The sequence below is a fragment of the Photobacterium sp. MCCC 1A19761 genome, assembly GCF_037389125.1.
In the GTDB taxonomy this organism is placed as follows: Bacteria; Pseudomonadota; Gammaproteobacteria; order Enterobacterales; family Vibrionaceae; genus Photobacterium.
Map to the genome: position 1 here is coordinate 424124 of NZ_JAZGTF010000002.1, position 14752 is coordinate 438875.

At 52.2% G+C, this 14752-nt stretch carries 13 protein-coding genes; 7 read left to right on the plus strand and 6 right to left on the minus strand.

The annotated features are described in order from the left end of the window. Window positions 1–89: 89 nt before the first annotated feature. Entirely contained in the window at window positions 90–695 is a 606-nt protein-coding gene (locus VV869_RS04575; protein WP_337733791.1) for a peroxiredoxin C, read from the minus strand. Between the two features lie 284 nt (window positions 696–979). Here VV869_RS04575 and VV869_RS04580 point away from each other — a divergent pair, with 284 nt between their 5' ends. Further along, entirely contained in the window at window positions 980–2302 is a 1323-nt protein-coding gene (locus VV869_RS04580; protein WP_337733792.1) for a Na+/H+ antiporter family protein, read from the plus strand. A gap of 231 nt (window positions 2303–2533) precedes the next feature. Here the strand turns inward: VV869_RS04580 and VV869_RS04585 are convergent, their stop codons facing one another. After that, complete coding sequence (locus tag VV869_RS04585; RefSeq protein ID WP_337733793.1) at window positions 2534–2872, minus strand: Grx4 family monothiol glutaredoxin; 339 nt, start codon at window positions 2870–2872, stop codon at window positions 2534–2536. A gap of 482 nt (window positions 2873–3354) precedes the next feature. Between VV869_RS04585 and sodB the strand changes: the two genes are divergently transcribed. Beyond that, window positions 3355–3939: a superoxide dismutase [Fe] gene (sodB, locus tag VV869_RS04590; RefSeq protein ID WP_261600438.1), complete on the plus strand. Its 585-nt coding sequence runs from the start codon at window positions 3355–3357 to the stop codon at window positions 3937–3939. Window positions 3940–4053: 114 nt separating this feature from the next. Here the strand turns inward: sodB and asd are convergent, their stop codons facing one another. Then, window positions 4054–5169, minus strand: coding sequence for an aspartate-semialdehyde dehydrogenase (gene asd / locus VV869_RS04595; protein ID WP_337733892.1), 1116 nt, complete (start codon window positions 5167–5169; stop codon window positions 4054–4056). Window positions 5170–5949: 780 nt separating this feature from the next. Here asd and nhaC point away from each other — a divergent pair. After that, complete coding sequence (gene nhaC / locus VV869_RS04600; RefSeq protein ID WP_337733794.1) at window positions 5950–7395, plus strand: Na+/H+ antiporter NhaC; 1446 nt, start codon at window positions 5950–5952, stop codon at window positions 7393–7395. Window positions 7396–8016: 621 nt separating this feature from the next. Here nhaC and VV869_RS04605 read toward each other — a convergent pair. Beyond that, window positions 8017–8379, minus strand: a complete 363-nt coding sequence (locus VV869_RS04605) for a nitrous oxide-stimulated promoter family protein (RefSeq protein ID WP_337733795.1) — start codon at window positions 8377–8379, stop codon at window positions 8017–8019. A gap of 100 nt (window positions 8380–8479) precedes the next feature. Beyond that, window positions 8480–9496 carry a nucleoid-associated protein YejK gene (gene yejK / locus VV869_RS04610; RefSeq protein ID WP_337733796.1) on the minus strand — a complete coding sequence of 339 codons (1017 nt, stop codon included), beginning with the start codon at window positions 9494–9496 and terminating at the stop codon, window positions 8480–8482. 76 nt (window positions 9497–9572) lie between these two features. On the opposite strand from yejK, the gene VV869_RS04615 reads away from it, so the two are divergent. Together VV869_RS04615 and VV869_RS04620 are read left to right on the plus strand one after the other, a co-directional pair. Beyond that, window positions 9573–9791 (plus strand): YejL family protein, encoded by a 219-nt coding sequence (locus VV869_RS04615; protein ID WP_255388088.1) that lies wholly within the window; start codon window positions 9573–9575, stop codon window positions 9789–9791. Window positions 9792–9837: 46 nt separating this feature from the next. Further along, window positions 9838–11691: a DUF3413 domain-containing protein gene (locus tag VV869_RS04620; protein ID WP_337733797.1), complete on the plus strand. Its 1854-nt coding sequence runs from the start codon at window positions 9838–9840 to the stop codon at window positions 11689–11691. A gap of 58 nt (window positions 11692–11749) precedes the next feature. On the opposite strand, the gene VV869_RS04625 is transcribed toward VV869_RS04620, so the two are convergent. Next, the gene (locus VV869_RS04625; RefSeq protein ID WP_337733798.1) at window positions 11750–12025 is read right to left on the minus strand and encodes a hypothetical protein; all 276 of its coding nucleotides are present in this window, start codon (window positions 12023–12025) and stop codon (window positions 11750–11752) included. 189 nt (window positions 12026–12214) lie between these two features. Here VV869_RS04625 and VV869_RS04630 point away from each other — a divergent pair, with 189 nt between their 5' ends. After that, window positions 12215–12910 carry an SDR family oxidoreductase gene (locus VV869_RS04630; RefSeq protein ID WP_337733799.1) on the plus strand — a complete coding sequence of 232 codons (696 nt, stop codon included), beginning with the start codon at window positions 12215–12217 and terminating at the stop codon, window positions 12908–12910. A gap of 198 nt (window positions 12911–13108) precedes the next feature. Then, a complete protein-coding gene (locus tag VV869_RS04635; protein WP_337733800.1) occupies window positions 13109–14749 on the plus strand; it encodes a sensor domain-containing diguanylate cyclase in 1641 nt (546 codons plus the stop codon). Window positions 14750–14752: the final 3 nt, after the last annotated feature.

Below are 14752 nucleotides of genomic sequence, written 5' to 3' on the forward strand. Positions count from 1 at the left end.
AACCAAACCATAAGGCTAGCCACCCGGCTAGCCTTTCTTTTATCGCTGAACGGGTCGAACTACTCACGGACCCGGCTTTCAAGCTGGCTTTACAGATCGTTGGTATGCTCAGACAGGTAACGCGCCACACCCAGCGGTGAGGCTTCCATCCCCTGCTTGCCTTTTTCCCACTGCGCCGGACACACGTCGCCGTGTTCTTCGTGATGCTGCAGAGCATCAACCATGCGCAGCATTTCATCAATATTACGGCCCAGCGGCAGGTCGTTAACGATCTGGTGGCGGACCACGCCATCGTTATCAATCAAGAATGAGCCTCGGAAGGCAACCCCTGCTTCTGGGTGCTCAACATCATAGGCCCGGCAAATCTCGTGCTTAGTATCCGCCACCAGCGGATACTGGACCTGACCAATGCCGCCATCTTCGACCGGCGTATTGCGCCAGGCATGATGGGTGAACTGAGAATCAATCGACACCCCGATCACTTCGACCCCTTTGGCCTGGAAATCGGCAAAGCGTTTGTCAAACGCGATCAGCTCAGACGGGCAGACGAAGGTAAAATCCAGCGGATAAAAAAACAGCACGGCCGCTTTGCCCTGAATATGCTGCTTAAGGTTAAACTGCTCGACGATTTCGCCATTGCCCAACACAGCAGCAGCGGTAAAGTCCGGGGCGGGACGTCCTACAAGTACGCTCATGATCATCTCCACGTAGACATCCCCGCTGACTGTAAGTGACGGGTATGCCGTTAATCGACGCCGACCGAGGGCAGGCGCTCACCTTGATCTTCACCGCTCAGTATAGACAGGGCTCGATGGCAAGGGGACGACATGGCCTGAGAAAATAAAAAAACTGATCGAGCTCAAATTTTTCTCGACATACAGGAAAAATTCAGCAAACTGGAACGTTTCGGGAAAAACCGCTAAAAATAACAAAATACAGTTTTCCCCATGACATAAACACAACGATGGATCTAAGTTTTATGAACCCAGTAGTCATCTCCGTGTGCGTCATGCTTGTCCTTGCATTAATGCGGGTCAACGTTGTCGTCGCACTTACCTTCAGCGCCATTTTAGGCGGCCTTTTAGGCGGCCTGTCGCTCGCCGATACCGTGTCTGCTTTTGAAAGCGGTTTGGGCGGCGGCGCAACTACAGCCCTCAGCTACGCCATGCTCGGGACCTTTGCCGTTGCGATTTCCCGCTCCGGGATCACCGATGTCCTGGCCCAAAAAGTCATTAAACGGATTAGCGGTCATGAAAATGCTGCCGCTGCCACCGGCGTAAAGTATTCTGTTCTCACCATTTTAGTGCTGCTAGCCATCTCTTCTCAGAATGCCATTCCGGTCCATATCGCCTTTATTCCGATCGTGATCCCGCCGCTGCTCCATGTGTTCGCCAAGCTGAAGCTGGACCGACGCCTGATTGCCTGCGTGCTGACCTTTGGCCTGGTCACCCCATATATGGTACTGCCGGTTGGCTTTGGCGGGATTTTCCTCAACAACATTCTGCTCAAGAACCTGCATGACAACGGACTGGATGTCAGTGCCGGCCAAGTGCCTTATGCCATGATCCTGCCGGCGCTGGGCATGGTCTTCGGTCTGCTGCTGGCGGTCTTTTTCAGCTACCGCAAGCCACGCGAATACTCGGAAGATAAAATTCTGGCGACAGAGCCGGAACATACCCAAATCAATATGCAGCATGTTTATATCGCCGTGGCCGCGATTATCGCCGCCTTGGGCGCCCAGCTCTACAGCGGCTCGATGATCATCGGCGGTCTGATCGGCTTTATGGTGTTTACCTTTGGCGGCGTGATCAAATGGAAAGAGACCCACGATGTCTTCACCAAAGGGGTTCACATGATGGCGATGATCGGCTTCATCATGATTGCCGCTGCCGGATTTGCCTCGGTGATGAAATCGACTGGCGGGGTTGAAACGTTAGTCAGTTCTCTGGCCGATGCTATTGGCGATAACAAGCCGCTGGCCGCCCTGTTGATGCTGGTGGTCGGCCTGCTGGTGACCATGGGGATCGGTTCATCCTTCTCGACCATTCCAATCCTGGCCACCATCTATGTCCCACTCTGCCTGACCTTTGGCTTCTCGCCGCTGGCTACCGTCGCACTAGTGGGTACAGCAGCAGCACTGGGAGATGCTGGTTCACCTGCATCTGACTCAACCCTAGGCCCGACAGCCGGCCTGAATGCCGATGGTCAGCACGAGCACATGTGGGAAACTGTCGTCCCGACCTTCATTCACTATAACCTGCCGTTAATCGGTTTCGGCTGGCTGGCAGCCATGGTTCTGTAATACCAATCAAAGTAAGTAAATGATCAGAAATAGCGCAGGGAAAATGTTTGAGAACAAGGCAGATTTTTTTGATAAGTAGCTATTCTACAACCAAAAATTCTAACGCAGTTATCGAGCATTTTAACAAGCTAGGATGACCAGATATTTACTGCGATTGGTATAACGCCACTCGCGAGACAAAAAAAGACCGCAAATGCGGTCTTTTTTTATGGTGAAGCAGTAACAGTCGGCTTATTCAGCAGCCGCACCGTCACGGCGCTCAGCCGCTTCTTTGATCAACGGTTGCAGTTCACCTTTCTGGAACATTTCCAGAATGATGTCACAGCCGCCAATCAGCTCACCTTCCACCCACAGTTGCGGGAATGTCGGCCATTGCGCGTAGGCAGGAAGTTCTGCACGGATATCCGGGTTTTGCAGAATATCGACATAAGCAAACTTCTCACCGCATGCCATCAGCGCCTGAGATGCCTGAGATGAAAAACCACAGCTTGGCAGTTTTGGTGAACCTTTCATGTACAACAGGATTGGGTTTTCAGCGATCTGTTGTTTAATCTTGTCGATGGTTTCCATAGCTTCCTCTTACGACACTTCATTAAGTTTCAAACCAGTCATTCTACTTGGTCATGCTCAGGAAAAAAACGCCTAATATCTATATGGATATTATAAATACATCTTTGCAGCCGGTCGAATGCGCCTGCGAGCTAGCCACTTTTGCAGAATATTTCCCTGATACCCGAGGCAGAACTCAACCAGAGCTGCTATTTTTAGAGATAGGGCTTTTAATAAAGTAAAAACTTGCTAAAATACTTTTCACCAACACATGAGCCAACGCTCTGAGACGCAATGTTCTTGAGAAGCTGTGTTCTTGAGAAGCTGTGTTCTTGAGAAAACAACGTTCTTGGGAAGCAGTCAGCCTGAACGATTGGCTTCATGTGGTTGAGAAAAATTAGTTTCAAACAGTAATAGTTTCAAACAATAAAGGTAGGCATGAAGTCTACTGGAAGCAATGTCGGCGGGGCCTGGCCCCACAACCCAAAATGGAGAACCGAGCAATGGCATTTGAACTACCAGCGCTACCCTACGCAATCAACGCACTTGAGCCACACATCTCTCAGGAAACTCTGGAATACCACCACGGTAAGCACCACAACACTTACGTTGTAAAGCTGAACGGCCTGATTGAAGGGACTGAGCTAGAAAGCAAGTCTCTGGAAGAGATCATCAAGACTTCAACTGGCGGCGTATTCAACAATGCTGCTCAAATCTGGAACCACACGTTCTACTGGCACTGCCTGAGCCCGAACGGCGGCGGCGAGCCAACAGGTGAAGTTGCTGACGCGATTGTGAAAGCTTTCGGCTCTTTCGAAGATTTCAAAGCGAAGTTCACTGACGCTGCAATCAACAACTTCGGTTCTTCTTGGACTTGGCTGGTGAAGAAAGCTGACGGCTCTCTGGACATCGTCAACACGTCTAACGCAGGTACGCCACTGACAGAAGCAGGTGTAACACCACTGCTGACAGTTGACCTGTGGGAACACGCTTACTACATCGATTACCGCAACCTGCGCCCAGACTACATGAACGCATTCTGGGCCCTGGTGAACTGGGAATTTGTTGCCAAGAACCTGGCAGCCTAATTCCTCGTTATCCTGACGGATACAAAAAACGCCTGCATCTGTGCAGGCGTTTTTTTATGGCCCGTATTCCAGGGCCATCGAATCGGGGTAATTACTCCGATAAATTCGGTCTCATCAGTGCTTTTCAGCCAAGATGATCCGCAGCGTCCGGCGCAGCGGCTCGGCAGCACCCCACAACAGCTGATCACCCACCGTAAAGGCATTCAGGAAGTCATCCCCCATCGCCAGTTTACGCAGGCGACCAACCGGTACAGACAGCGTCCCGGTCACTTTTGTTGGGGTCAGCTCCTGCATGGTGATGTCACGCTCATTCGGAATCACTTTCACCCAGTCGTTATGTGCGGCCAGCATTTCTTCAATTTCATCCAGCGGAACAGCTTTCTTCAGCTTCAGCGTCAGTGCCTGGCTGTGACAGCGCATCGCGCCGATCCGCACGCACGTGCCGTCAATGGCGATTGGCTGACTTTCCAGACCCAGGATCTTGTTGGTCTCAACCCCGCCTTTCCACTCTTCCTTGCTTTGGCCATTGTCACGCTTCACATCAATCCAAGGGATCAATGAGCCTGCCAGCGGCACGCCAAATTCTTGCGCCGGGAAGTCCGCAGAACGCATCACATCCGCCACTTTCCGATCAATATCCAGAATAGAGGTTGCCGGATTAGCCAGCTCACTGGAAACCGCATCGTTGATCACACCCATCTGGCTGATCAGCTCACGCATATTTTTCGCCCCGGCACCGGATGCAGCCTGGTACGTTTGCGAAGTCATCCACTCTACCAGGCCTTCCTGAAACAGGCCGCCCATTGCCATCAGCATCAGGCTGACCGTACAGTTACCGCCGGTGAAGGTGTTCGTTCCGCGATGGATCCCTTGTTGAATTTGCTCAAGGTTAACCGGATCCAGAGTAATGATGGAATCCTGATGCATACGCAAAGTCGACGCCGCATCAATCCAGTAACCTTTCCAGCCAGCCTGGCGCAGTGCCGGATAGACTTTCTCGGTGTAACTGCCACCCTGACAGGTAATCACCGCATCGAGCTTTTTCAGGCTGTCGATGTCAAAGGCATCTTGCAGCATGCCGGCATCTTTGCCGAAGTTTGGTGCAGGGATCCCCACTTGCGAGGTAGAAAAGAAGACCGGCTCAATGACATCGAAATCACGCTCTTCAACCATACGCTGCATCAGCACGGAACCAACCATGCCACGCCAGCCAACTAAACCTACTTTCATCATTTCACTCCACTCCGTCCATGTTCTAAATGGTGTCGCCTCGCGACCATAATTATCTGCCCACTTCGCCAAGCTCAGATAGTTATACCCACAGGCGTAACCCTCATCTATAGAGGTTTCAGTCATGAAATACAAGAGGAACCCGTCTGGATGATATAAAAATCCACCCGACTCTCGCGTCCGAAGGCTGGCCTGATTTGCCTGATGGCTCCCGGTCAAACCGAGGCCACAATAACATGTTTCGCGGGCCAGAACCCACGTAAACTTTCATGCAGCCCACCGTGAACGATAAAAATATACCCATACCGGCCAATTTTCATTAAAACAAACCCAAACACCAAAAATAATAACTATTAACGGTTACCAGCATAAATCGACAAGTTTAAAACACCATGACCACAATATCATTCAGGTCTATTCACCCATAAATGCGAGTTTACCCTGAAGACATAGAAACTTTATGTCAAAAAAGCAAAACCAACCACACTCCCAAAAAACAATAGGCGAACACAAAAAAAAACATAATACAAACCTAAAATTAACCAAAAAATAAAAAGTTTATCTGTTTTTTTCCTTAAAAATTCGCACTGGTTGGATGAGGTCACATAAAAGTGCAATATTTATCGCACCACATCATTCATTCAGATAGAGTAGCGCGACTTCATGACACGTTCCCTCATGGAAGGCTCCATCGTTATAACAATGATTTCCCATTGTCATCGTGGATGCGAACTCAGGGTCTTTTCAGGCTCACTGACTCGAACGAACAAGGTTAGAACTATGAACAAACAGAGTGTGAAACTACCTTCGCTAATGCAGGTCGTTGTCGCGTTGGGTATCTTTCTTGCGCTGGCATTTTCTTTCACGGCAAAACTCGATTTACCGATCCAACTTGCCCTCTACATCGGCTGGTTTGTGATTATGGCACTCGGCATCAAGCTGGGACATGACTACAAATCTTTGGAGCAGGCTGCGACCAAGGGGATCTCTAACGGCTTGGGAGCCGTCCTGATCCTGCTGGCTGTCGGTGCCCTGGTCGGTACCTGGATTGCAGGCGGTATTGTCCCAACCATCATTTACTACGGCCTCAAAGCCATTCACCCTTCAATCTTCCTGCTGGCAACCATGATCATCTGTTCACTAACAGCGCTGGCAACCGGGACTTCCTGGGGCGCTGCGGGTACAGCCGGGATCGCGATGATGGGCATTGGTCAGGGGTTAGGTATCCCGGCACCGATGACGGCCGGTGCCGTGCTGTCGGGCTGTTACTTCGGGGATAAGATGTCGCCGCTCTCTGATTCGGTGATCCTGGCTTCTTCCATGTCGAATGTGGAAATCATGGAGCACATCAAAGGCATGCTGCCAATTGCCCTGATCAGTTATGTGATCACCGGGATCATGTTCACCGCTGTGGGCTTCCACTATGCCGGCAATGTTGATATGTCCCAGGTGGAAAGCGTAATCGCCGCCATGGATCAGCAATTTGTCATTTCGCCGTTCTCTTTCGCACCTGTGGTCATTGTGCTGGCACTGCTGGCCATGCGTCTGCCGTCTTTCCCGGTGATTTCTCTCGGCTCGCTGCTGGGGATCGTCTGGGCAGTCATGATCCAGGATATGGACCCGCTGATGGCATTCAACACCGCCTGGGCACCGTTCTCCATCAGCTCCGGAGTCGACTTCATTGACGCGATCCTCAACCGTGGCGGCATGTCATCGATGCTGGGCTCCGTGGCTGTGATCGTGTTCGGTTTGGGCTTTGGCGGCCTGCTGGATAAAGTAGGTGTGCTGCAAACCATCGCCAAGTTGTTCGAAAAACGAGTCAACTCCGCAGGTAGCTTGTCGGTCTCAACCATTGCGACGGCGTTCCTGGGCAACGTGTTCGGCTCTGCGATGTATGTATCCCTGATCCTGACGCCGAAAATCTGTGCCAAGAACTATGACCGCCTGGGATTCCAGCGCAAGAACCTGTCGCGTAACGCCGAGTTTGGCGGCACTCTGACGTCTGGTATGGTGCCGTGGAGCGATAACGGAATCTACATGGCCAGTATCCTGGGTGTGGCGACGTTCTCCTACGCCCCGTTCATGTGGCTAAGCTTCGTCTGTATCCTAGTCACGGTGATTTCATCTTACATGGGCTGGTTCGTCGACCGCTGCCCGCCGTCCGTGACTGAGGCTTCTGAGGAATCTGACCAGGCGCAACCAAGTCCGGTACAGCAGACAGCGTAAGCAACTGGATCTCGCCCTTTTATCGGAACGAGGCGGGTTAACAACATATACGCTGACAAAAAAAGCGCCTTCGGGCGCTTTTTTATTAATCGTTTGGGGGCGCGTTGATGGGCGACAGGCAGGTAAACCAAAGACAACAGCCCGACCGAAATCTGAACGGTATTCCGTTTATCGGTATTCGCGCTCTACAAGATCGATCATCTGAGAGGTCAGCGCCTGTTGAGCAGACTTGTTCAGTTCGCCCTGATACTGTTTCAGGAATTTCGCCCGCACCGAATCCAGATGCCGTTGTGTTTCGTGGTTTACAATTTTTCTGTACAGCCTTTCTGTTTTACACGCACTCATAGCCAACCTTGAACGATATTCTTTTTCGTGCGGTCAACGCCTGTCGCGCGCCGCTTTCTCAAACTGCCTGCTGTTGCTGAATCTAACTGCATGGTCGCACCTGCCGATTGCTAAACGGCAATGCGAAAACGAGAGAAAGCATATCTTTGCCCTCATGGTGACTCAACTACTTTGGTGAAATTCTGACAATCCAAAGGCATACCTTATAAAGGTCGTCGCAGCCGGAAGCGATGTATTCTTTAAACCGAACCGCCGGGAGCAGTATCCTTTGACGCCTTAACGGCTCGTTTTCAATGGATTATCGCCCGAACGGGCCATCGAGGACAAAGGGTGAAGCCGGTAACGCAAGGCCCGAAAGGGATGACGCCAGAAAAAACGCGGAATGGACCAGCGCAGCACATGACTGAACTGCAAGCGTCTGGCCGGTGAGAAACACTGCCGTTGACAGTGCAAACAATGTGGCTTGCCTGATGCTGAGGGGCAACGAGCCATACGCGCCGTGACATACGCAGCAAGTTCCTGACACGCCGGACAGGTCACTGCACCACGGTGCAGGATCTGGCAATACCAGCGGATCAGGACGTTCACGGTATTCAGTTCACGCTGCTTTTGAACTGCGCCGGGTTTTGAAACGTTCATAGGGGCGGTATTATCCTGATCCGCCCCGGTAAACAATTGATAAAGATCAAACCGGGCTCATCAAATGCCGCTGCTTGCCCTGCCTAACCCGTCAGTCACATCAGTCGTTATCGGTCGATAACCGGCGCTGCAGCTGATCTTTCAGGTTTGGCGGCGTGCCTTTGATGGTCAGGGTATCGGTTTCTGCATCATAGAAAATCCGCTCCCCCAGCAACATACTGTCGAAGTTAATTGTCAGGCCGCCACCTGAACCGACGAACTTGGTCAGTTTTCGCATGGTGGTTCGATCCGCCGGAAAACTCTCTTCCAACGCATACCCCTGATTTGAAGCAAACTGATAGAAGTCCGTGCCATCCTCGGCCGCAGGCAGCTCTCCGGAAAGCTCTTTCACCATCACTTCGTCCCCAGCCTGAAGCTGGCTGTTGCAGTAATCGTACACTTGCTTCCGATATTGCTGCTTTTCTTCTTTATCGAGTCGCGAGTCGGCGCAGAAATCTTCCACCGCCTGCATCAGTACCTGGTTCTGGACTTTTGCATCCATTCCCACTTCGGCCTGCAGGAAATCCAGGAAGAAATCCGCAATTTTTCGACCAACCCGGCCTTTAATAAAAGTCAGATAACGGTTCGATTCGGCATCCGTCTCCCAGGAAGACAGGTCAATCCGCGCCACAATATCCATCTTGCCGACATCAAGATAATCCGTAGCACTGATATCCAGCTGCTCGGTCACTTTCATGCTATGGCAAGTCGGCAGCATACCAATCAGCAGATAGTCCGTCGCCAACGACTGATACTCCGCCAGCACCAGGGTTCCGGCTTCGGCAAACGGGTATTTGCTCAGCTCTGCCTGCAATTTGATAGCCGACTGGTTCGAAAACGCCAGGAAATCCAGCTCGCCGCTGCGTACTTGTTTCAGCCAGTGACAGAATTCACTGTCTTCGGCGAAGTGGGCAAAGCCCTTCGCACCCTTACTGCTGTACACCCGGTGCAGCTCAGCGACCAACTCTTCCGTAGAAGCGTCGTTCTCAAGCGGTTGTTTTCTGAGATGAACTTCAAGCTCATCCTGCTCATTTTTTGTCAACTGGTGAAGAATGACATTGGAAAGCGTTAGGCTCATAATGGAAATATTTCAGTAAATCTAAAGTGTAGGTTATTATAAGTCGCTTTCTTTATAACTTTAAACAAGACTTCCTATGCCAATTACTTCAAAATACTCGAATAAAAAAGTTGAACAAATCATTGATGACGTGTTCGATGTACTAGAGAAGCATGAAGCTTCTGCCGAGCTGGCACTGATGATCATGGGCAACATTTCGACCAACATCATCAATGCCGACGTGCCGGCTGCCCAACGGAAAGCCATTGCTGAGAAATTCTCACAAGCGCTGCTTTCCTCCATCAAGGAAGATTAAGCTTGTTGTTCGGCATTGCACATCAGACTGGGAATTTCTGACATCTATGGTCACCAGCGGTAACAATTATAAAGACAAAGTGTCCCAGCTGATTAGCTGGGGTCATTGGTTCAGCTTTTTCAATATCATCGCCGCCATGCTGCTCGGCACCCGATATATTGAACACTCTGAATGGCCGGAAACCCTTCTCGGACAACTGTATCTCGGACTGAGCTGGGTTGGACATTTCGGGTTCCTGGTCTTTGGCTTTTACATTCTGATCCTGTTTCCAGCCAGTTTTCTGATCCCGTCTCAGCGCCTGATGCGGTTGTTTGCCGTGTTGGTCGGCACCATTGGCCTAACAGCCCTGCTGCTTGACACCCATGCCTACGAGACACTCGAGCTGCACTTAAGTCCGCTCGTTTGGGATCTACTACTCAGCGGTGAAAAAACGGAGTTGAATGCCCGTTGGCAATACCTGTTTATTGCTGTGCCAGCCATCTTCCTGATGCAGTTGGTACTGGCAGAGTGGATTTGGCGCAAACTCAGAAAACTGACCCGAAAGCATGTCGGCGTACCGATTGCCATGGTCTTCGGTCTGTGCTTCCTGAGTAGCCACCTGATTTATATCTGGGCCGATGCCAAGTTGTATCGCCCGGTGACGGCGCAGCGCTCCAACTTCCCGCTCTCCTATCCGATGACTGCCAAAAGCTTCATGGAAAAACATGGCTGGCTAGATCGCCAGGAATACACCCGCCGTCAGGCAGCACAGGGCATAGAAGAAAGTGAACATATTCGCTATCCGATGAGCGTGCTTAAATTTGATGATCTGGGAACCCGACAAAATGTTCTGTTGATCATGGTCGATAGCCTGCGTAGCGACATGGTTGCTCCGGAAACCATGCCGTATCTGTCGGCATTTGCCCGACAAAATCTGAATTTCGGCAATCACTATAGTGCCGACAACACCAATGACGGCGGCGTCTTCGGCCTGTTCTACGGGCTGCCGGGCGGTTACATCAACAGCATTCGCTCAGAGCAAACCTCACCGGTCCTGCTCGATACCTTGCAAAAACGGGGCTATCAGTTTGGCCTGTTCAGCGGCAACGGCTTTGAAGAAACCATCTACACGGATGCCATATTCAGTAACCGGCTCATGCCCAACGATGCAGCGACGATTCACAGTGACGCACAGGCGATTGCAGCGTGGAAAGACTGGCTTGCACAGCAACAACGCAAAACGCCCTGGTTCAGTTACCTTGAGCTGACTTCGGTGGAAAGTTTTGAAGAGGGGGGCGACTACGTTCCGAAGTTTACCCCGTCACTCGGCAATATGCAGATAAACCCGGCGGAAGCCGATACCAATGTGCTGCTGAAAAACAGCTATCGCAATGCGGCCTACCATATCGATGAGCTGCTGATGGATATTTTCAGCCAGTTGGTTGAGCAGAATGTGCTGGACGATACCATCGTGATCGTGACCGCCAACCATGGCAGTGAGTTCAACGAAACCGGTAGCAACACCTGGGGTGCCGGCAGCAACTACAGCCAATTCCAGTTGAAAGTACCGATGATCATTCATTGGCCGGGGATGGTTCCTGAGAGCGTGCCCCGTGCAACCAGCCATCTGGATCTGGTGCCGACCCTGATGGAATCGCTGCTGAATACGACCACACCTTCGGCCCAGTACAGCAGCGGCATCAGCCTGTTTGATCAGGATACCAGCCGACGCTGGGTGCTGGCCGGGGATGACCGCAGCATTGTGGTCCTGCAAAAAAATACCACTACCGTGGTCGATAAATACGGGAATTACCGGGTTTATAATCAGGACTACCAACTGCAAAGCGAAGGCAAACCGAAGCTGTCGACCCTGATGCAGGTCATGCATGAGCTCAAACGCTTCTATCAGCCGGAGCCTTAAGCAATCCTCTCAAGGCAACCCTCGGGTTGCCTTTATTTTTCCGACGCTTACTTACCGCTCAAAAATACGACGTGTTGTCAGCGTAGCACTGCTCAAAACCATCCTGCCAGCCATGGGCATATTTAGGATCGGCAGCCAGCCGTTCCGGATCCTGCCGGAACCCGTCGAGATAGGTTTTCGCCGCCAGTTTCCGGCTGCTGCACCCATCCTGATACCCATCCAGGTAGTTACGGGTGAATCCGAGCTCCACTAAACGTTCATGCCGCGTTTCTGCACAACCGACCAGTAAAATCACCAGGAGCAGCCCCCCGCAGTCGCGCACAAGCCTCCCCATTCCAGCCTCCGACAATCACAAAATCCCACCACATAAAATTAGCCTTCCCTGCCCGGGCCCCCTGTCTTACTTGTGAAACTTTAGCGCCAATCATCCCGTGTCCTCCGCCAGGCTCCCAGCCCGGAGACTTGCTATACTGAGAGCCCCGACAAACAGACAATCGATCGCTTTATGGCCAATGAGAGCTTTATGACAAAACATATCCTCATCACCGGTGCCAACCGCGGCGTCGGACTGGCGCTGGTCGATGCCTACCTGGCCGATGGCTGGCAAGTGTACGCCTGCTGTCGTCAGCCGGAACAGGCGACCGCCCTGCAACAACGCCGACAAGCCCATCCGACCCTGACCCTGCTGGCGCTGGATGTAACCGATCACACAGCAATCACAGCGCTGAGCCGCCAACTGGCCGACGTATCGCTGGACTTACTGATTAACAATGCCGGTTACTACGGACCGAAGGGATACGGGTTCGGCAACACGGATGCGGATGAATGGCGTGAGGTACTGGAGGTCAACACTATCGCGCCGCTAAAGCTGGCCGAAGCTTTCTATCCTCAGCTCAGCCGCCCGCAACCCGGGATCATCGCCTGTCTCTCGTCGAAAGTCGGCAGTATGACGGAAAACACCAGCGGCGGCGGTTATATCTACCGCTCGTCAAAAGCGGCACTAAACTCCGTGGTCAAGAGCCTGTCCAACGACTTGCTGCCACAGGGGATTAAGACAGTTGCGCTGCACCCCGGCTGGGTTCAAACCGAGATGGGCGGGCCGAATGCCTTGATTTCGACATCGACCGCCGCAACCGGTCTCAAGCAAGTGCTTGATTCTCTAGAGGCGCACCAATCGGGAAGCTTTCTCGACTACCAGGGCAATCTGATTCCCTGGTAAATCCGCCCCCCCGTCAGCTGGCACTTTACGTGCCTGCATTTGACGCAACTGATTGAAAATTCAGTTATCTGGTGTGTATTGAGTCGCAAATCGACGAACCCGGCCGATCTGATCCCCAGATTCACCGGCGAACATCTGGCTTTCTGTCATCAAATGACAACAATAGGAGCTGAATGTTTTTTAACCGGACCACTAGCATTGACCACCCGAACGCAGCTCGACAGTTTTTACCAGCGGATCCTGACCCAGTGGGGCAAAGCCCACGGGTTACGTCCGCTCTGTGAGCTGACCTGTCGTAACCTCTGTGACAGCTTTGGAGCGATCCGGGCCCGGCTGAAGATTACAGCCCCCTCAGGCTGGCAACTGCTGCTGGAAATGGTTGAAGGCGATATTCAGTACCATTTTCCCCCGACGCCACTGAGCGATGATCCATCAGGGTCTGAGGGAGAGCCCCCCGATCTCGCGCCCTACACATCTGGTCCCTTTCCGATCACACTCACCGAACATGGGCAGTTATTTCGCCTGATGTTACCGCTGGAGCGGCAAGGACGCCTGATCGGGATCTTGACTATCGATTTCCCCGAACGGCCCCAAACGGACGGCCAGGCATTTTTGGTGCTTGCCACACTGCTGGCTGCGGAAGTCGATTCAGGGCTGCTCAGTGAAGATGTTCAGCATGAACACGATGGTCGAAAAACCGCGGAAAAAGAGCTGGAAATCAGCCAGCAAGAAACCTTACAACTGCAAGCGCAGTTACAGGCGCTGCATGATATCTCCTTTAAGCTCTGGCGGGCGAAATCCAGCGACGACTTGCTGTTTACCGCGGTCGATGAAGCCAAGAAACACCTGCATGTTGATCGCATGGCTGTCTTTCTGTTCCGGGAGCACAACCGCATGCAAGGGACTTACGGCACCGACCTTCACGGCCGAACCGTGAATGAGGGTTACTTCGAGTGCGAAATTCCGGATCTGTGGTTTACCAACATGACCCAGGATCGCACCAAAAGCGAATACCTGGCCTTTGAAAACAACACCCCGCTGTTCCATGACTTGAAGCAGGTCGGATTCGGCTGGAGCGGCTTTATTTCCCTGTGGGACGGTGATACACCCATCGGCTGGATTGCCTGTGATAACCTGCTCACCGGGATGCCGCTGCGCAGCTACCACCAGCAAATTTTAAAACAGTTCGGTTTTATTGTGTCCCAGCATCTGGTCCGACGTCAGGCCGAAGAAAAACTCACCACACTGAATAAAGAACTCGAGCGCCGGGTCTCAGAACGTACGGCCGAGCTGGAGCGGGTCAATCAGAAACTCAAAACCATGTCCCGGCTGGACCCGCTTACCTCGGTCTACAACCGGCGGGTCTTTGACGAAAGGTTCCATGAAGAATGGCGCCGGGCCGAACGCCATCAACTCCCACTGTCCCTATTGATCGTCGATGTGGATCATTTTAAAGCTTACAACGACAGCTACGGCCATGCCGCCGGGGATCAATGCCTGAAAATCATTGCCAATACTCTGGCCGGACTGGAAAAGCGCGCCGGGGCCCTGTTCGCCCGGTTCGGCGGTGAGGAGTTTGTCCTCCTGTTACCCGGCCAGGATTGTGCAGCAGCCCGGTTCGCAGCCAACCGGGCGATCAAGGCCATTCAACAACTCCAATTGCCCCGGACCGACCTGGACACTGAAAAAATGGGGATTGTCACTGTCAGTATCGGGGGCAGTACACTCGTACCCACCCGAGACAGCTCACCGGAAACCCTGTTTAAACAGGCAGATGTCGCGCTCTATGAAGCCAAATCCTGTGGCCGGAACCAATATATGGCGTACACCTCAAGCTGAACC

Bases quoted from the DNA above. Each gene is read 5' to 3' on its own strand.
- VV869_RS04580 (WP_337733792.1), top strand. From the start codon at position 980: ATGAACCCAGTAGTCATCTCCGTGTGCGTCATGCTTGTCCTTGCATTA.
- asd (WP_337733892.1), bottom strand. From the start codon at position 5,169: ATGAAAGTAGGTTTAGTTGGCTGGCGTGGCATGGTTGGTTCCGTGCTG.
- yejK (WP_337733796.1), bottom strand. From the start codon at position 9,496: ATGAGCCTAACGCTTTCCAATGTCATTCTTCACCAGTTGACAAAAAAT.
- VV869_RS04585 (WP_337733793.1), bottom strand. From the start codon at position 2,872: ATGGAAACCATCGACAAGATTAAACAACAGATCGCTGAAAACCCAATC.
- VV869_RS04615 (WP_255388088.1), top strand. From the start codon at position 9,573: ATGCCAATTACTTCAAAATACTCGAATAAAAAAGTTGAACAAATCATT.
- VV869_RS04630 (WP_337733799.1), top strand. From the start codon at position 12,215: ATGACAAAACATATCCTCATCACCGGTGCCAACCGCGGCGTCGGACTG.
- sodB (WP_261600438.1), top strand. From the start codon at position 3,355: ATGGCATTTGAACTACCAGCGCTACCCTACGCAATCAACGCACTTGAG.
- VV869_RS04605 (WP_337733795.1), bottom strand. From the start codon at position 8,379: ATGAACGTTTCAAAACCCGGCGCAGTTCAAAAGCAGCGTGAACTGAAT.
- nhaC (WP_337733794.1), top strand. From the start codon at position 5,950: ATGAACAAACAGAGTGTGAAACTACCTTCGCTAATGCAGGTCGTTGTC.
- VV869_RS04625 (WP_337733798.1), bottom strand. From the start codon at position 12,025: ATGGGGAGGCTTGTGCGCGACTGCGGGGGGCTGCTCCTGGTGATTTTA.
- VV869_RS04620 (WP_337733797.1), top strand. From the start codon at position 9,838: ATGGTCACCAGCGGTAACAATTATAAAGACAAAGTGTCCCAGCTGATT.
- VV869_RS04575 (WP_337733791.1), bottom strand. From the start codon at position 695: ATGAGCGTACTTGTAGGACGTCCCGCCCCGGACTTTACCGCTGCTGCT.